Source organism: Rhodomicrobium udaipurense JA643 (assembly GCF_000636015.1).
In the GTDB taxonomy this organism is placed as follows: Bacteria; Pseudomonadota; Alphaproteobacteria; order Rhizobiales; family Rhodomicrobiaceae; genus Rhodomicrobium; species Rhodomicrobium udaipurense.
Genome location: NZ_JFZJ01000005.1, coordinates 11,927 through 29,539, shown reverse-complemented (window position 1 = coordinate 29,539; position 17,613 = coordinate 11,927). Strand labels below are relative to the sequence as shown.

At 63.9% G+C, this 17,613-nt stretch carries 16 protein-coding genes; 7 read left to right on the top strand and 9 right to left on the bottom strand.

Annotated features, from left to right (window positions below; genetic code table 11):
• Positions 1-217: 217 nt before the first annotated feature.
• Both T281_RS01670 and acnB read left to right on the top strand, forming a co-directional pair.
• The gene (locus T281_RS01670) at positions 218-2,452 is read left to right on the top strand and encodes an NADP-dependent isocitrate dehydrogenase (RefSeq protein ID WP_037233113.1); all 2,235 of its coding nucleotides are present in this window, start codon (positions 218-220) and stop codon (positions 2,450-2,452) included.
• A 110-nt stretch (positions 2,453-2,562) separates the two neighbouring features.
• Positions 2,563-5,184, top strand: a complete 2,622-nt coding sequence (gene acnB / locus T281_RS01665; RefSeq protein ID WP_245269125.1) for a bifunctional aconitate hydratase 2/2-methylisocitrate dehydratase — start codon at positions 2,563-2,565, stop codon at positions 5,182-5,184.
• 70 nt (positions 5,185-5,254) lie between these two features.
• On the opposite strand, the gene T281_RS01660 is transcribed toward acnB, so the two are convergent.
• From T281_RS01660 to T281_RS17315, 3 genes are all read right to left on the bottom strand, one after another.
• Positions 5,255-5,719: a YbgC/FadM family acyl-CoA thioesterase gene (locus T281_RS01660; protein WP_037233221.1), complete on the bottom strand. Its 465-nt coding sequence runs from the start codon at positions 5,717-5,719 to the stop codon at positions 5,255-5,257.
• 178 nt (positions 5,720-5,897) lie between these two features.
• Positions 5,898-6,389 carry a YciE/YciF ferroxidase family protein gene (locus tag T281_RS01655; protein ID WP_037233110.1) on the bottom strand — a complete coding sequence of 164 codons (492 nt, stop codon included), beginning with the start codon at positions 6,387-6,389 and terminating at the stop codon, positions 5,898-5,900.
• 74 nt (positions 6,390-6,463) lie between these two features.
• Positions 6,464-7,087, bottom strand: coding sequence for a PRC-barrel domain-containing protein (locus T281_RS17315; RefSeq protein ID WP_245269124.1), 624 nt, complete (start codon positions 7,085-7,087; stop codon positions 6,464-6,466).
• Between the two features lie 347 nt (positions 7,088-7,434).
• On the opposite strand from T281_RS17315, the gene purD reads away from it, so the two are divergent.
• Positions 7,435-8,694 carry a phosphoribosylamine--glycine ligase gene (gene purD / locus T281_RS01645; protein WP_037233107.1) on the top strand — a complete coding sequence of 420 codons (1,260 nt, stop codon included), beginning with the start codon at positions 7,435-7,437 and terminating at the stop codon, positions 8,692-8,694.
• A gap of 110 nt (positions 8,695-8,804) precedes the next feature.
• Here purD and T281_RS01640 read toward each other — a convergent pair whose 3' ends face one another.
• A complete protein-coding gene (locus tag T281_RS01640) occupies positions 8,805-8,996 on the bottom strand; it encodes a hypothetical protein (protein ID WP_037233105.1) in 192 nt (63 codons plus the stop codon).
• Between the two features lie 290 nt (positions 8,997-9,286).
• On the opposite strand from T281_RS01640, the gene T281_RS01635 reads away from it, so the two are divergent.
• A complete protein-coding gene (locus tag T281_RS01635) occupies positions 9,287-10,111 on the top strand; it encodes an alpha/beta fold hydrolase (protein WP_037233215.1) in 825 nt (274 codons plus the stop codon).
• A 62-nt stretch (positions 10,112-10,173) separates the two neighbouring features.
• Here the strand turns inward: T281_RS01635 and T281_RS01630 are convergent, their stop codons facing one another.
• Genes T281_RS01630 through cobT form a run of 3 tightly spaced genes read right to left on the bottom strand, consistent with a single transcriptional unit; the run spans position 10,174 to position 12,564 of the window.
• Complete coding sequence (locus tag T281_RS01630) at positions 10,174-10,752, bottom strand: histidine phosphatase family protein (RefSeq protein ID WP_052036913.1); 579 nt, start codon at positions 10,750-10,752, stop codon at positions 10,174-10,176.
• Positions 10,743-11,504 (bottom strand): adenosylcobinamide-GDP ribazoletransferase, encoded by a 762-nt coding sequence (gene cobS, locus T281_RS01625; protein ID WP_037233102.1) that lies wholly within the window; start codon positions 11,502-11,504, stop codon positions 10,743-10,745. Before cobS ends, T281_RS01630 begins: the two co-directional genes overlap by 10 nt.
• Positions 11,505-11,517: 13 nt before the next feature.
• Complete coding sequence (gene cobT, locus T281_RS01620) at positions 11,518-12,564, bottom strand: nicotinate-nucleotide--dimethylbenzimidazole phosphoribosyltransferase (protein ID WP_037233099.1); 1,047 nt, start codon at positions 12,562-12,564, stop codon at positions 11,518-11,520.
• Positions 12,565-12,590: 26 nt separating this feature from the next.
• On the opposite strand from cobT, the gene T281_RS01615 reads away from it, so the two are divergent.
• Positions 12,591-13,079 carry a methyltransferase family protein gene (locus T281_RS01615; RefSeq protein WP_081796525.1) on the top strand — a complete coding sequence of 163 codons (489 nt, stop codon included), beginning with the start codon at positions 12,591-12,593 and terminating at the stop codon, positions 13,077-13,079.
• A 471-nt stretch (positions 13,080-13,550) separates the two neighbouring features.
• The gene (locus T281_RS17310; protein ID WP_052036911.1) at positions 13,551-14,099 is read left to right on the top strand and encodes a PRC-barrel domain-containing protein; all 549 of its coding nucleotides are present in this window, start codon (positions 13,551-13,553) and stop codon (positions 14,097-14,099) included.
• Positions 14,100-14,208: 109 nt separating this feature from the next.
• On the opposite strand, the gene T281_RS01605 is transcribed toward T281_RS17310, so the two are convergent.
• Positions 14,209-15,249, bottom strand: a complete 1,041-nt coding sequence (locus T281_RS01605) for an NAD(P)H-dependent glycerol-3-phosphate dehydrogenase (protein ID WP_037233093.1) — start codon at positions 15,247-15,249, stop codon at positions 14,209-14,211.
• Positions 15,250-15,363: 114 nt separating this feature from the next.
• The gene (tsaD, locus tag T281_RS01600) at positions 15,364-16,434 is read right to left on the bottom strand and encodes a tRNA (adenosine(37)-N6)-threonylcarbamoyltransferase complex transferase subunit TsaD (RefSeq protein ID WP_037233206.1); all 1,071 of its coding nucleotides are present in this window, start codon (positions 16,432-16,434) and stop codon (positions 15,364-15,366) included.
• Between the two features lie 183 nt (positions 16,435-16,617).
• On the opposite strand from tsaD, the gene hemC reads away from it, so the two are divergent.
• Positions 16,618-17,559, top strand: a complete 942-nt coding sequence (gene hemC, locus T281_RS01595; RefSeq protein WP_037233090.1) for a hydroxymethylbilane synthase — start codon at positions 16,618-16,620, stop codon at positions 17,557-17,559.
• Positions 17,560-17,613 lie beyond the last annotated feature (54 nt).

Sequence of the window (17,613 nt, the reverse complement as noted above, 5' to 3'; positions counted from 1 at the left end):
ATTCGGTCGAAACGCGGCGATTCATTGCCCCCGGAATGAGCGGCCGCGCTACCGAATGCCACAAGAAGAATGGCGGCGAACCGCCATCGTCTTTCGGAAACGTCCATGCGGCGAGATGACTTTTCGGCTTTTCCGCCCCAGCCCCACGGGTTTGTTCCGTGATATTCGGCTGCGGAGCGGCTAAGCTTGGCCGGAACCATTGACTGAGGTTGACAGCATGACCAAAGAAGCACCGAGCATCGTCTGGACCAAGACCGATGAATCCCCGGCGCTAGCGAGCTATTCGCTCCTGCCCATCGTTCAGGCGTTCACGAAGACAGCCGGTGTTTCGGTCGTCGAGAAGGACATCTCGCTTGCCGGCCGCATTATCGCGACCTTCGCGGATACGCTCACGCCGGAACAGCGCCAGCCGGACGCGCTCGCCGAGCTCGGCGCGCTCGCCAAGAGGCCCGAGGCGAACATCATCAAGCTGCCGAACATCTCGGCCTCGCTGCCGCAGCTCAAGGCCGCGATCAAGGAGCTTCAGGGGCAGGGCTACGATCTGCCCGATTACCCCGAAGAGCCGCAGACCGACGCCGAGCGGGAAATCAAGGCGCGTTACGCGAAGGTGCTCGGCTCGGCCGTGAACCCGGTGCTGCGCGAAGGCAATTCGGATCGCCGCTCCGCTCCGTCGGTGAAGCAATACGCGAAGAACCATCCGCACAAGATGGGCGCGTGGAAGGCCAGCTCGAAGACGAACGTCGCGCATATGGCGGGCGGCGACTTCTACGGCAGCGAGAAGTCCATCACCATGACCGCCGATGGCTCCTTCATGATCGAGTTCTTCGGCGAGGACGGGCACACGCATGTCTTGAAGAAGAAGGTGCGCTACAAGGCGGGTGAGATCATCGACGCCGCCTTCATCAGCCGCGACGCGTTGCGCGCGTTCTACGCGGATGCAATCGAGGCCGCGAAGGCCGAGGGCGTGCTGCTCTCGCTGCACCTCAAGGCGACGATGATGAAGGTGTCCGATCCGATCATGTTCGGCCACGCGGTGTCGGTCTATTTCAAGGACGTGTTCGAGAAGCATGCCGAAACCTTCAAGGACATCGGCGTCAACCCGAACAACGGCCTCGGCGACCTTTACGCCAAGCTTGGCAAGCTCCCCGAAGACAAGCGCGCCCAGATCGAGGCCGACATCAAGGCCGTCTATGCGAAGCGCCCGCCCCTTGCGATGGTGAACTCAGACAAGGGCATCACCAATCTGCATGTGCCGAGTGACGTTATCGTGGACGCGTCCATGCCCGCGATGATCCGTGAAGGCGGCAAGATGTGGGACGTGGAAGGCAAGACCGCCGACACGCTCGCGATGATCCCCGATCGCTGTTACGCGACGATCTATCAGGTGATGATCGACGACTGTAAAGAGCACGGCCAGTTCGATCCGAAGACCATGGGCAGCGTGTCGAATATCGGCCTCATGGCGCAGCAGGCCGAGGAATACGGCAGCCACGACAAGACGTTCGAGATCGTGGAAGGCCACGGCAAGGTGCGCGCCATCGACGAGGACGGCAACGTCATCCTCGAACAGGAAGTGCAGCACGGCGACATCTTCCGCATGTGTCAGGCGAAGGACGCGCCCATCCAGGACTGGGTGAAGCTCGCCGTAAACCGCGCCCGCGCGAGCGGCCTGCCCGCAATTTTCTGGCTCGACCCGAAGCGCGGCCATGATGCGGAGGTCATCGCGAAGGTGCAGCATTACCTCAAGGACCACAACACGGGCGGCCTCGACATCCGTATCCTGTCGCCCGACGACGCGATGCGCTTCACGCTCGCCCGCATCCGCAAGGGCGAGGACACGATTTCCGTCACCGGCAACGTGCTGCGCGACTACCTCACAGACCTGTTCCCGATCCTCGAACTCGGCACGAGCGCGAAGATGCTCTCCATCGTGCCGCTGATGGACGGCGGCGGCCTGTTCGAGACCGGCGCGGGCGGCTCGGCTCCGCGCCACATCCAGCAGTTCCAGGAAGACGGCTATCTGCGCTGGGATTCGCTCGGCGAATATCTCGCGCTCGGCGTCTCGCTCGAACATCTCGGCCAGACATATAGAAACGAAAAGGCGGAGGTGCTGGCGGAAACGCTCGATCAGGCCACCGCGAAGGTGCTTGAGAACGACAAGGGCCCGGCGCGCAGGATCGGCGGCATCGACAATCGCGGCAGCCACTTCTACCTCGCGATGTATTGGGCGCAGGCGCTGGCTGCGCAGACGAAAGACGCGGCGCTGCAAGTGCTGTTCGCGCCGCTGGCGAAGACGCTGACAGAGAACGAAGCGCAGATCGTGGCCGAACTCGCCGCGGCGCAGGGACACCCCGTGGAAATCGGCGGCTATTACCGACCGGACTTCGCGAAGGCCTCCGCCGCCATGCGGCCAAGCGCGACACTCAACGCAGCGCTGGAGAGTCTCCGTTAAGAAGCGGCACCACGAAACTGCGCAGTCCGTCTGTTTTCACGCGAGTTTCAGGGAAGGCGAGGTTCGGCTTCCCTGAAACAATTCCAGTGTTGCTTGCCTCGTGACGCCGCTTGGCTCACAAAGACAATGCGCCGCCGCCGACCTCCAAGGACTACACCATGCTTGAAGCTTACCGTGCCCACGCCGCCGAACGCGCCGCGCTCGGCATTCCCGCGCTGCCGCTCAGTCGCCAGCAGACGGAAGACCTCGTCGCGCTGTTGCGCAACCCGCCTACGGGCGAGGAGGTGTTTCTCCTCGATCTCATCACGTACCGCGTCCCGGCGGGCGTGGACGACGCGGCGAAGGTGAAGGCGGCGTTTCTCTCCGCCGTCGCGACGGGCGACGAAGCGAACGCGCTCATTTCGCGGGCGCGGGCCACGGAGCTTCTCGGAACCATGCTCGGCGGCTTCAACGTCAAGCCGCTGATCGAACTTCTCGACGATGCCGAAGTCGGCGCGGTCGCCGCCGACGCGCTGAAAAAAACGCTTCTCGTGTTCGACTATTTCCACGACGTGAAGGAGCGGGCCGAGCGCGGCAACGCCAACGCGAAGGCCATCATGCAAAGCTGGGCCGACGCGGAGTGGTTCACTTCGCGTCCCGAAGTGCCCGCCTCGCTCACCGTCACCGTGTTCAAGGTGAACGGCGAAACCAACACGGACGACCTTTCGCCCGCGCCTGACGCATCGACGCGCCCCGACATCCCGCTGCATGCGCTCGCCATGCTGAAGAACCCGCGTCCCGGCATCGAGCCGGACGAACCCGGCGCGCGCGGCCCGGTAAAGCAGCTCGAAGCGCTGGTCGCGAAGGGTTACCCCGTCGCGTATGTCGGCGATGTGGTCGGCACCGGCTCCTCGCGCAAATCGGCGACGAACTCGGTTCTCTGGTTCACGGGCGAGGACATCCCCTACGTGCCGAACAAGCGCTTTGGCGGCGTCTGCCTCGGCTCCAAGATCGCGCCGATCTTCTACAACACGATGGAAGACGCGGGCGCGCTGCCGATCGAACTCGACGCCTCGAAGATGGACATGGGCGACGTAGTCGAGCTTCGCCCGTATGAAGGCAAGGCACTGAAGAACGGCGAAGTCATCGCGGAATTCAAGGTGAAGTCCGAGGTGATCTTCGACGAGGTGCGCGCGGGCGGCCGCATCCCGCTCATCATCGGGCGCGGGCTGACCGCGAAGGCGCGCGAAGCGCTGGGGCTTCCGGCCTCGACGCTGTTCCGCCTGCCCGCCGTGCCGCACGACACCGGCAAGGGCTACACGCTCGCGCAGAAGATCGTCGGCCGCGCCTGCGGTTTGCCGGAAGGCACCGGCATTCGTCCCGGCACCTATTGCGAGCCGAAGATGACAACCGTCGGCAGCCAGGACACCACCGGCCCGATGACGCGCGACGAGTTGAAGGATCTCGCCTGCCTCGGCTTCTCCGCCGATCTCGTGATGCAGTCCTTCTGCCACACGGCGGCCTATCCGAAGCCGGTCGATGTGACGACGCATCGCGACCTGCCGGGCTTCATCGCCACGCGCGGCGGCGTGTCCTTGCGCCCCGGCGACGGCGTCATCCATTCGTGGCTGAACCGCCTGCTGCTGCCTGACACGGTCGGCACTGGCGGCGATAGCCACACGCGCTTCCCCATCGGCATCTCGTTCCCGGCGGGCTCGGGCCTCGTCGCCTTTGCGGCGGCGACCGGCGTCATGCCGCTCGACATGCCGGAAAGCGTGCTCGTGCGCTTCAAGGGCGAGTTGCAGCCCGGCATCACCCTGCGCGACCTCGTGAACGCGATCCCGCTGGCGGCGATCAAAGCCGGCGCTCTCACCGTCGAGAAAAAGGGCAAGAAGAACGTCTTCAACGGCCGCATCCTCGAAATCGAGGGGCTGCCGGACCTCAAGGTGGAGCAGGCGTTCGAACTCTCCGACGCATCGGCTGAGCGCTCGGCGGCGGCGTGTACCGTGCGGCTCAGCAAGGAGCCGATCATCGAATATATGCGCTCGAACATCGCGCTCATGCGGTGGATGATCGCGAACGGCTATGAGGACGCGCGCAGCCTCGCTCGCCGCATCGGCGCGATGGAAGCGTGGATCGCCGCGCCGAGCCTGATCGAGCCGGACGCCGACGCCGACTATGCCGCCGTGTTCGAGATCGACCTCGCCGACATCAAGGAGCCGATCCTCGCCTGCCCGAACGACCCGGACGACGTGAAGACCCTGTCCGAAGTGGCGGGCGACAAGATCGACGAGGTGTTCATCGGCTCTTGCATGACGAACATCGGCCACTTCCGCGCGGCGGGCAAGATCCTCGCGGGCAAGTCCGACATCCCGACGCGGCTGTGGATCGCGCCGCCGACCAAGATGGACGCGCGCATCCTGACGGAAGAGGGCTATTACTCGGTGCTCGGCAAGTCGGGCGCGCGGATGGAAATGCCCGGCTGCTCGCTCTGCATGGGCAATCAGGCGCAGATCCGCAAAGGCTCGACGGCGCTTTCGACCTCGACGCGCAACTTCCCGAACCGGCTCGGCATCGACACGCGCGTTTATCTCTCGTCGGCCGAACTGGCGGCAGTCGGGGCGCTGCTCGGCCGCATCCCGACCATGGCGGAATATATGGAGCACGTCGAAGCCGTGAACAAAGCCTCGGGCGACGTATACCGCTACATGAATTTCGACCAGATCCCGGAATTCGCGGACGCGGCGGCCTGACGGCGCTCCGCCTCATGCCACTGAAAAGCCCCGCATCGCGGGGCTTTTTTTCGCAATCTCAGTAAGTGATTTAACGCGTCAGCCGCGCCACCAGCGCGGGCGGAAGCCGTAGCACGCGCCCCGACAGCGACAGCAGCACGCATTGCACCTCAAGCTCGAACACGCGCTCGCCGCCGCGCAGGATATGCTGCGTGAGGGTGATCGTCGCCTTGGTGAACGTGCCATAGTCCGTGTGAACCTCAAGCTCCTCGTCGATGCGGGCGGCGCGCAGAAATTCGGCCTTGAGGCGACGCACGGCGAACACCGAGGGCTCGCCCGTCAGCGATCCATCCGCCAGCTTGTTATGGTGCACGCCGAGAAGGCGCAGGAAGTCGGAGCGCCCACGTTCGCACCAGCGCAGATAAGTCGCGTGGTAGCAGCTGCCGGAGAAATCGGTGTCCTCGAAATAGACGCGCACCGGCAGAACGTGACCGGCTTCGCCGACGCGGCCTGAGAGATCGGGCCAGTTTGTGCCTTGTCGCGGAGCTTCGGTCATGCGGCCCCCCGGATTGCAAACGCCGCGCACGCCGCCGCCCCTACGTCTGTCCGAAATCCGTACACTGCCGTCTCCGCCGCCGAACGGGCCTTCCGCCCGCTACGCGCCACCTCCACAAAAAGTAAGGCGGGTCCATGGCAGAACCCGCCTTGCGACAAAATTTAGCTCGAACTTGGCTTCAGGCTGCGCTTCTGTTGATCCCGCCCATCGCCATCTTGTTCAGAAGAGCATCCGTTTCCTTCTCCTCTTTCAGCGTCTGCTGGAGAAGCTTCGCGGCCTCGGGCATGCCGAGCTGCGTGGCCCACGCACACAAGGTGCCGTATCGCGCGATCTCGTAATGCTCGACAGCCTGCGCGGCGGCAATCAGCCCGGCATCCATTACTTCGCCCGGCTCCGTTTCGCTCATGACTTCCTTGCCTTCTTCGACAAGCCCTTCAATGGCCTCGCAGGTCCTGCCGCGGGCCGACTTGTCGAGCATTTCGAACACCTGTTGCAGGCGCTCGACCTGGCCTTCCGTCTGATCGACGTGAAGCTGGAAAGCCTTCTTGAGTTCGGGCGTGGTGGCGTGTTTTGCCATTTTGGGAAGCGCTTTCAGGATTTGCTTTTCGCCGTGATAGATGTCCTGGAGCGTTGCATAGAACAATTCGTTGAGATTTTTTGCAGTTGGCATGACGGGTTTCCTTCCTTTTGCTCGTGGGCTACGCCGTAGAAGAGAGGGCGCAAGGCCCTCTCCCAAAGTCGATGTTAGCGGTTGGTGCTGCCGCCCATCATGCCTCCGCTGCCCGAGCCATGGCGCTGGAAGCTCGGCGCATTGCTGAGGTCGTCCTTGGTCATGTTGATGGTGACGCGGTCGGGTGTGATGCCGCCGTCCCGCTTGAGATGATTGTAGTCCACCGCAACGTTCTTCTCGCCGAGGCCGAGGAAGCCCCCGACGCCAACCACGACGGCGGCAATGCGACCGTCCTTGTCGATCACGAGGTCGTTCAAGTTGCCGATGGACTCGCCACTGGAATTATAGACATTCTTGTTCCACAGATTGGCGACAAGCCATTGATCGGGGCCTTGCGTCTGACGGAAGCGCTCGGACGAGCCCATGCGAGCGCTATCTCGCATCTGGCCCTCTGTGCCCATCTGGCTCTGTGTGCCCTGTGTCCCCATCTGGCCCTGCGTCGTCTGAGCCGTTCGATCGCGGCTGGCGCGGTTCGATTCCTCCGCTCGCATCGCGCCGGGATCGCCGGGACCGCGCGTTCCGAGGCTGGACCCCGCGTTGCCGGGGGGCGAAGATTGCTGCACTTGCGGGGTAGCCTGCTGAGCCTGAGCCGCCGTCGCGAGCAACAGCACTGCCGCCGCCGTGGAAATACACTTCATGGTCGGGTTCTCCGTTTTGATGTGATGGTCCCTCACAAACGCTCAAGAGGCCGTGAAGTTCCTGTGTCCGAAACAGGAACGGGGCCTCCTGCTCTGTGTTCTACTCGCGTTTCCAACAACAGGAGAAAGACAATGAAGGGAGTTATGCTTTGGGCAATAGGGATGCCGATTCCGCTTATCATACTTGGCTATATCTTCGGCTGGCTTTAAGCTTCTTGAGCGTGGCCTTATGCTTTCGACGTTTTTATCTATATTTGCATAGGAACTCGGACGCATTCGCGCTCAATCCCTTTGATAAAGTGGTTTTTCGGTGTCAACGCGCGGTGATTTCTTGCTAAGAAGCGTGCATGAACGTTCTTCTCATCGGCGGCGGTGGCCGCGAACATGCGCTCGCCTGGAAGCTCACGCAGAGCCCGGCGCTTGGCACCTTTTATTGCTCGCCCGGCAATGCAGGGATCGCGCAAATTGCGGCCCCCGGCCCGACCAGCCCTGACGATTTCGCGCAGGTGGCCGAATTCTGCCGCGAGGCGGCAATCGACCTCGTGGTTGTCGGCCCGGAAGCGCCTCTCGTGGCAGGCCTCGCGGATTATCTCCGCGCCGCCGGGTTTGCGGTTTTCGGGCCATCGGCCGCCGCCGCGCAACTTGAGGCGTCGAAGTCCTTCACGAAGGCCGTCTGCGACGAGCGCGTCATTCCCACCGCCGCCTACGGCCATTTCGTGAGCCGCGAGGAAGCGATGGCCTACGCGCGCGAGAAGGGTGCGCCGCTCGTCGTGAAAGCCGACGGGTTGGCGGCCGGCAAGGGCGTGACCGTGTGCGAGACGCTTGCCGAGGCTGAAGCCGCCGTCGCGTCCTGTTTCGATGGCGCGTTCGGCGAGGGCGGTTCCTCCGTCGTGATCGAGGAAAAGCTCATCGGCGAGGAAGCGAGCTTCTTTGCCATCTGCGACGGTACGCGAGCCGTGCCGTTCGGCAGCGGCAAGGACCACAAGCGCGCGTTCGATGGCGACGAGGGCCCGAATACCGGCGGCATGGGCGTCATTTCGCCCGCGCCGCAGATGACGCCCGCGCTTGCCGATCGCGTCATGCGCGAAATCGTGACGCCGACGCTCGACGCCATGGCCGCGCGCGGAACGCCGTTTCAGGGCGTGCTCTATGCGGGGCTGATGATTACCGCCGATGGTCCGAAACTCATCGAATACAATGTGCGCTTCGGCGACCCTGAATGTCAGGTGCTGATGCTTCGCCTGAAGTCCGACCTTCTGCCGATCCTATACGCGGCAGCCAAAGGCGATCTTTCTGGCGTGGCGCCCGAGTGGAGCGACGAAACCGCGATCACTGTGGTGCTGGCGGCGGAAGGCTATCCCGGCGATTACGAGAAGGGCAGCGTCATTCGCGGGCTGGACGCAGCGGGTGCGCTTCCGGGCGTTACCGTGTTCCACGCCGGAACGAAGCGCAGCGAGGACGGGGCGGTTCTGGCCAATGGCGGGCGCGTGCTGAATGTGAGCGCGCTGGGCCGCGATGCGACGGAGGCACGCGCGCGCGCCTATGCGGCGGCGGCGGCCATCAACTGGCCGGAGGGGTTCTATCGCCGCGACATCGGGCTCCGCTAGGCCTGTTAAATTCCATCGAGATGTTCAAGGCCCTTCCCTGGGGCGAGGAGGCCTAATGCCAGCTATGGTGAGCTTTACGATGGCGCGCAAAGCCTGCGCCCAGCAAGTCGTCAGGCGTGACCAACCGTGTCGCCTTTGGCCAAGTGGATGATCTTCTCGTAAAGGGAGATCGTTTTGCGCGCATTTTGCCTGAAACGCGCAGCCTGCAACTCATCGCCGCCATATAGCTCGCTCTGATTCATTTCCGCCAGCGCGTCGAGCAGCGCGGCCTGACGCCGTTTGCACTCTTCTATGAAGTCCATGTCTCGTGCCTTCCCAACCAAGGCCTAGGGAAGCCCGAAATTAATGTCGCGTCAACCAGGAATAGAAAAAAGTTGTACTTTGCCCGCATGCGTTGACTGAGCAGGCGCGCCTCGCATACTCGCTCTTCTCCGCATCTCGCTCTGGTTTTCGCTTCATCTCCGACGAAAGTGCGCCGCGTTTTGCCAATTCCGGTCATCGGAGCGCCGCATCCCATCGCCTCAGCCGCGCGGGGAACCGAATGTCGGTCCGCGTGATGTTCCGTGAACAGTCCACAATCGGGATCAAGCGCATGCCTGTAATCACAACCAAAGACGGCATCGAGATTTTTTACAAGGATCAGGGTTCCGGTCAGCCCATCGTTTTCAGCCACGGCTGGCCGCTTTCGGCCGACGACTGGGAGGCGCAGTTGCTCTTCTTTCTGGGCAAGGGCTTCCGCGTGGTCGCTCATGACCGGCGCGGCCACGGCCGATCCACTCAGACGAGTGAGGGGCACGACATGGATCATTACGCCGACGATCTCGCGACGCTGACCGAGCACCTCGATCTGAAGGATGCCATTCATGTCGGGCACTCCACCGGCGGCGGCGAGGTGGTTCGCTACCTCGCGCGCCACGGCGAAAGCCGGGCGTCGAAAGCCGCGCTCATCAGCGCCGTGCCGCCGCTCATGGTGAAGACGGAAGCCAATCCGGGCGGCCTGCCGAAGGAGGTTTTCGACGGCTTTCAGGCGCAGATCGCCGCCAATCGCGCGCAGTTTTATCATGATGTCCCGGCGGGACCGTTCTATGGCTACAATCGACCGGGCGCAAAGCCGTCGCAGGGTGTGATCTGGAACTGGTGGCGGCAAGGCATGATGGGCGGCTCGAAGGCGCATTCTGACGGAGTCGTCGCGTTTTCGCAGACCGATTTCACCGAGGATCTGAAAAAGATCACGGTGCCGGTTCTGGTGATGCACAGCGAGGACGACCAGATTGTGCCCTATGCCGACGCTGGTCCGCTCTCCGCGAAACTGCTCAGGAACGGCACGCTGAAAACCTATAAAGGCTTCCCGCACGGCATGCCCACGACCGAGGCTGAAACCGTCAACGCCGATCTTCTCGCCTTCATCAAGGGCTAGGGCTGGCCCGCGGTGACGCGAGCGGCTATGAGGCCGCTCGCCTTGAGGAAAGCCGCCTCCCGCTACAACCCAAGCTTTGCCATATCCAGCGCAATCGCCTCACCATAAGGGACCGGCTGCGCGAAATGCGTCAGCAGCGGCATGCCTTCGGCGAGCGCGCGCAGGACGCGGATCGGCCCAGCGTGGGTGATGGCCAGAACTGCGGGCGCCGGGCGTCCGCCGCTTTCGTCTGAGGCTTCGCGCTCGGCGGCGGCGTAATCGCGCGACACATCGGCGAGCCAATCCGACAGCCGCGCGGCCATGGCAGCCAGAGCCTCGCCGCCGGGCGGGGTGGTATAGGGCAGGCCGTTCGCCCATGCGTTGAAGTCGGATTGCGCGATGGCGTCCCAGCGCACGCCCTCCCATGCGCCGAAGTCGAGTTCCTGAAGGCGCGGCTCGATACGCGCCGCCGGATCGAGCCGTAGCGCGAGATCGCGACAGCGCCTCGCGGGGCTTGTGTAGACCACCGCGCCGCTGGCATACGGCATAAGGCACGCCAACGCAGCGTCCACCTCGCGTACATCGCAATCGAGATCGAGCCGCCCATAACACACGCCTGCCTCGACGACGGGCTTCGGATGCCGCGCGAGGATCAGACGCATGCGGCCAGCGCCAGCAGGAACGCCAGTTCGAAACTCTGCTCGAACGCGCCGAGCACATCGCCCGTGTAGCCGCCGATCAGCCGCTTCGCGCGCCAGCCCATGAACAGCACGGCGGCGACACCCGCCGCCAGCCCCGCGAGCGCGAGCGGCAGCGGCAGCAGCGCTAGCGGCGCGAGCCCGAATATGGCGGCGACGGTGAGCCCGCGCGCGGTGACGCTATGCCCGGCAGGCTTCATCTTCCCCGCCTCCACCGGCTTCGCGTAGGGCAGCACCGGCATCGCCGCAATCACCGCGAGCCGCCCGCCCGCGTGAATCGCCACGAGCGCGGCAGCGGCCACCGGCACCGGCAGCGCGGCCAGCGCGAACACCTTAACGCCAAGGTTCAACACTGTCGCCACCACGCCGAACGTGCCGAGGCGGCTGTCGGTCATGATCGCGAGGCGCTTTTCCTTCGTCGAGCCGCCCATCGCGTCGAAGAAGTCGGCGAAGCCGTCCTCATGGAATGCGCCCGTCGCCGCGACGCCCGCAGCGACCGCCAGCAGCGCAGGCAGCGGCCCGCTCCACACGAGCGACGCGGCCAGCAATACCGCCGCCGAAATGCCGCCAACCACCACGCCCGCCAGTGGAAAATATTTCACGCTGCGGTCGAGCCACGCGTGGTCGAAGGCGAACAGCCCCGGCACCGGCAACCGCGTGAGAAATTGCACGGCGCTCAGGAACAGGCAAAACTCCGTGCGGACGAAGGCGATCATTTCGTGCGCGGCCTCATCTGGAGGGCGTCGGGTGCGGCCCCGGCAGATCGGCCATGGTGTCGAGCATCGCCTGCGCCATGCGTAGCATCGGCACGACAAGCACCGCGCCCGTGCCCTCTCCAAGCCGCATGCCGAAGCTGAAGAACGGCTCCGCGTTCAGCCATTGCATAAGCGCGACGTGGCCCGGCTCGGCCGACTGGTGCGAGAACAGCAGATAATCGCGCAAGTTCGGGTCGATGGCGACAGCGGCGCAGGCGGCGGCGGTGGCGATGAAACCGTCGACGATCACGACCTGCCGCGCATGCGCCGCGCCGAACATCGCGCCCGCCATCATGGCGATCTCGTAGCCGCCGAACTCGCGCAGCGCGTCGAGGCCCGTTTCGACGGGCGCGCGGGTGAAGGAGCGCGCGAGCACGTCGCGCTTGTGTTGCAGGCCCGCTGGTGGCGCGCCCGCGCCTGGTCCGACGACGATATCGAGCGGCAGCTTCGTCACGCAATGCGCAACGAGCGCCGCCGAACTCGTGTTGCCGATGCCGATCTCGCCGAGCGCGAGCATGCCGAAGCCCTGCGCCTTCAGATCATGCGCGATCTCGAAGCCGATGCGCAGCGCCGCGCCCAGTTCGTCGTCGGTCATCGCGGCTTCAAGCAGGAAGTCGCGGGTGCCGGGGCCGATACGCCGCGACGTAAGCCGCGGGTGTGGCGGATGCGGCTGGCGAAGCCCGGCGTCGATCACGAAAACCTCGACGTCCGCGCCCTTCGCGGCGATATTGCCGCCCGCCTTGCCGTCGCAGGCCATGCCGGTGACGAGGGTCGAGATTTCGGCCGGGTACGCCGTCACGCCCTCCGCGACGATGCCATGATCGGCTGCGAAGATCGCAAGCGCCGCGCGACCCAGATCTGGTTTTAAGGATTGCGTTATAAGACCGGCGTGGATGGCGAGCGTTTCGATGCGGCCGAGCGAGCCGATCGGCTTCGCCTTCTGGTCGATGGCCGCGCGAAGAGTGGGTTCAAGGTCGCGCGAAAGCGGCGTGACAGAGGGAAACCGTTCAGCTTTATGCATGGGATCACTGTTATAAGAGGCGAGCGATGAGCACTAAAGATCACATGGGCGGTGAGCCGGTCAATGCACCAATCTTTCCGAAGCCGCCAGTGGTGCTTCTGCTGTTCCTCGCGGCGGGCTTCGCGCTTCAGCATTTCTTTCCGCTGCTCGCAGGAGAACCGGATGTTGCGAGCATCGTCGCGGGCAATGCGATCATGGTGGCGGGGTTCGTCATCGCCGTGCTCGCCGCGCGCGAGATGTTCCGCGCCAGAACCGCCATACTCCCCGGCGAGAAGGCCGCCGCGCTCGTGCAAAGCGGCATCTTCTCCCTATCGCGCAATCCGATCTACCTGACATTCATTTTCTTCATGGTCGGGCTCGGCCTTGCGCTCGGGAACCTCTGGTTGATCCTGCTTGCGCCCGCGCTTCTCCTCTACATGCAGGAACGCGTCGTCAAACGCGAAGAAGCCTATCTCGCCGCGCGGTTCGGCCCGCAGTTCTACGATTATCGAAAGCGTGTGCGCCGCTGGATATGAGCTTGGCGGCTCTCCTCATCACGACATCGTTTTCGACCGCCTCGTGCAGTGAATTTTACATTTGATTCGCGCCCGCTGGTGGCACCGTCATCAAATGTAAAATTCGAAACTACACTATAATCAATCGGTTGCTAGTGCTCTTGAGGCGCATGCGTTTGCTTGAGAGCGTGCAGCAAGGCGGACCAAACGTATGCGCCAGAGCACTAGCGCGGTGGACGGTCTGAATCGCACGCGATCCGGCCCGAAAACGGCCTTGTTGCGGTGCAACTCATCACCGTAAGGACGAATCAACCCGCAGAGGTTGAGTAAGGCCCGGCGTTTTTTGCAGCTTTGTTTAGCTCCGGTCGACCTGGAAGCCCGAGTCTTTCGAAATATTCATGAACTCGCGTCATTCCGCCAACCGGAACCTTTCCTATATGCGTGTGTCTTACCATCCGTGTTTCTTGGCACGGCGAACATGGAGTTTCCCGAATGAAAACCACACTCACGGCGGTCGCCGCTTTGATGATTGCTATCAGCCCCCTCGCAGCGCAGACGACGGCTCCGGCCGCTACGGCTCCTGTCACCTTCATCGAGCAGCAGACGAATGAAGAAGTGCTCGGCACCGACTTCGTCGGCTCGCCCGTCCTCGCGAAGGACAACCAGCAGATCGGCAAGATTGCGAACCTCGTGTTCGACAAGGACGGCCGTATTGCGATTGCGGTGATCGGCGTCGGCGGTGTGCTCGGCATCGGCGAGAAGGAAGTCGCCGTTCCCTTCGACGCGATCAAATCCGAAGTGAAAGACAACAAGCACGTCTTCACGGTCGACGCCACGAAGGAGCAGTTGAAGGCCGCTCCGGCTTACAAGACGCTGAACGATCAGGCGTTCAATCAGCGTGTAACCGAGTGGCGCCAGAAGGCGGCCGAAAGCTGGAAGCAGGCGAAGGAGAAGGCCGGTCAAGCCTACGATCAGGCGAAGGACAAGGTCAACGAGAAGATCAACGAGAACAAGTCTGCCGAAACTCCGAAGGTTCAGTAACGCGGGTTTACAATTTGCAAGGAAGGAGGCTTCGGCCTCCTTTTTTGTTGGGCGTGTCTCGGATTAGTTGCAGGCGAAGTGACGCCGCGTTCGGGAAGCGGCGCGCGGTTTACTGCGCGGGCGGAAAATCCACCTCGGCGCGCAACGGGCGCGACAGCAGCGCATCGATGGCATCATCGACACTCGTCTCGCCCTTGACGACGCTGTGCACGGCCTCGCAGATCGGCATCTCCACCCCGTGCTTCGCCGCCAGCGCGACAACCGCGCCCGCCGAATGCACGCCCTCGGAGACTGATTTCCGCTGGCCGAGAATTTCGGACAACAAGCGGCCCTGCCCAAGCGCCAAGCCAAGCGACATGTTGCGCGACTGAACGCTCGATGCGGTGAGGATGAGATCGCCGAGGCCGGAAAGCCCGGTCAGCGTTTCAAAGCGCCCGCCGAGCGCACGCCCGAGCCGCACCAGTTCCGCGAAACCGCGCGTGACCATAGCCGCGTGAGCGTTCGCGCCGAATTTCCGGCCTTCCACGATCCCCGCCGCAATCGCCAGCACGTTCTTCACCGCTCCGCCGACCTGTGCTGCCGTAACGTCGTCGGTCCAGTAAACGCGGAAGGTGCGATGCGCCAGGGCTGCGGTCAGTTCCGCGCCGAGCGCCTCGTCCGGGCAGGCGAGCGTCAGCGCGGTGGGCAGGCTGCGAGCCACCTCACCCGCGAAGCTCGGGCCGGAGAGGACGGCGATTTTCGCGCCGGGCAACACCTCGTGCACCACCTCGCTCATGAACGCGTTCGTGCCCTGCTCCACGCCCTTGGTGCAGATCACAACGGGCGTGCCGCTTGGAAGATGCGGCGCGATTTCGCTGGCTACGGCGCGCGAGAACTGCGAGGGCGCAACAAAAAGAAGAGCGTCGGCCGCCGCGATATCCTTCGCCTTTGCGGTCGCGCGAATGCCTGGATCGAGGGCGACACCCGGCAGATAGACGCGGTTCGTGCGGTGATCGTTGATTTCGGCGACCGTTTCGAACTCATAGGCCCAGAGCGTGACCTTGCGCCCAGCGCGGCAGGCGGATTGCGCAAGCGCCGTTCCCCAGGCGCCGCCGCCAATGACCCCTATGTGCTGCAATCGCGTTGCCTCGCCGGGGGTGTTCGTGGCCATGGCCGAGCCGCCTCTCTATAAATACCCCGCGACATGCGGCTGCGGGCGATGCCGATTCCGGCGGCTGTGGTAGCGGGGCGGCGAAGACCGCGCAACCCGCTTGCCCCGTCAGGGTCATTCCGCCGCGGAAAGCTCCTTCACCGTCTCGACCGGGACCGAAACTTCGGAAATCGGCCAGCGCGCGCGGGCCGCAACGTCGAGCCCGTCCACAAGCCCGGCCGCGATGCGGTTCGCTCCGGCCCAGGCGATCATCGCCGCATTGTCGGTGCAAAGCCCCGACGGCGGTGCGTGGAAGGTGTATTCGGACGCCTCGCACTCCTTCAGCAGCGCGGTTCGCAGCGCTCGGTTGGAGGCGACGCCGCCCGCCACGACGAGCCGCCGTGCCAAGCCGGACGCTTCATAGATTGTCATGGCGGCGCGCAGCCTGTCGCGCACCACGTCGCCCGCTGCCTTCTGGAACGAGGCGCAGAGATCGGCCGCGACCTGGCGCGACACAGGCGCATGCGTAAGCGCGACCTGCCGCACGGCGGTTTTGAGGCCGGAAAAGGAGAAGTCGGGGCGGGTGCGTCCCGCGAGCGGGCGCGGCAGATCGAAGCGATACGGATCGCCGCTGGCGGCCGTGCGCTCCACGGCGGGGCCGCCGGGGAAGCCGAGGCCGAGCATCTTGGCGACCTTGTCGAACGCCTCGCCCAGCGCATCGTCGATGGTGCCGCCGAGCTTCTCGTACTGGAACGCACCGCCGACTTTCAGAAATTCCGTATGACCACCCGACACCAGCAAAAGCAGGTATGGCGGCCGAAGCCCTTCCGTGAGACCGACCGTCAGCGCATGGCCTTCAAGATGGTTCACCGCCGCGAGCGGAATGTCGTGGACGAGCGCGATGGCCTTCGCCGTGACGAGGCCCACGAGGACGCCGCCGATCAGACCGGGCCCGGCGGTCGCGGCCACGCCGTCGAGGTCGCCGAAGTCAAGCTGCGCCTCATTCAGCGCGGCCTCCACGATCTTGTCGACCACCTGGACATGAGCGCGCGCGGCAATTTCCGGAACGACGCCGCCATAGGCTTCGTGATCTTTGAATTGCGACCGTATGATAGACGAGAGAAGTGTGCCGTTGCCGAAAGGGTCGCGCCGGACTATAGCAGCAGCGGTTTCATCGCAACTCGTCTCGATTCCCAGCACTGTCAACTCGCGGTCTTTTGTCGCCCCCGGCTCCTTAGTTGCTCCGGTGCTCGCGCGTTGCTGCATGATCAGTGTCTAATTCCGTCTTGCTTTAGTGCTGTACCTTGCGGCTGCGATATGCTTAGTGTCCCAATCCTCTGCATCCCTCAAGAAGTCGGACGCACCCCTACAACCTAAGTCAACACAACCATGAAAAATCACTCAGACGCAAGGCAAATTCGCATCGGTACCCGTGGCAGTGCGCTGGCTTTGGCGCAAGCTACGGAAGTACAGAACCGCCTGGCCGCGATCTATGGCGACGAGGTCAAATTCGAGCGCGTCGTCATCAAGACGACTGGCGATAAAATCCTCGACAAGGCCTTGTCTTTGGTTGGCGGCAAGGGGCTTTTCACCAAGGAACTTGAAGAGGCGCTGTTCGCTGACCAGATCGATATCGCCGTCCATTCGATGAAGGACGTGCAGGCTTTCCTGCCGGATGGGCTTGAGATCGTCTGCAACCTCCCCCGCGAGGATGTGCGCGACGCGTTCATCTCCATGAAGGCGAAATCGCTTGCAGACATGCCGGAGGGCGCCGTCATCGGCACGGCCTCCATTCGCCGCGAAGCCTTCATCAAGAACAAGCGCCCGGATCTGAAGACGGTGCTCTTCCGCGGCAACGTGCAGTCGCGCCTCAAGAAGCTCGAAGACGGCGTGGCGGACGCGACGCTGCTGGCCTCCGCCGGCTTGAACAGGCTTGGCCTTTCCGACCGCATCACCCAACATATTCCTGTGGAAGAGATGCTGCCCGCGCCTGCGCAGGGCGCCATCGGCATCGAGATCCGTTCGAACGATCAGGTGACGCGCGAACTCATCATGGCGCTGCATGACGAAGCGACCGGCTACGCCATCGACGCCGAGCGCGCCTTCCTCAGTGAACTCGACGGCTCGTGTCGCACGCCGATTGCCGCGCTCGCCCGCTACGACGGTCACGGCAGGGTGTCGTTCAAGGGCGCAATCCTCACGCCCGATGGCGCACGCATCTACGAAACGACCCGCGAGGGCAGCGCGAACGACGCAGCCGCGATGGGCAAGGACGCCGCGCAGGAGCTTTACGCACGGGGCGGCAAGGATGTGTTCCCCCCGGCTGCCTGACATGATCGCGCATCAGCGGAATGCCGCCTCGCGGCTTCCGCACCTCGTCCGGAA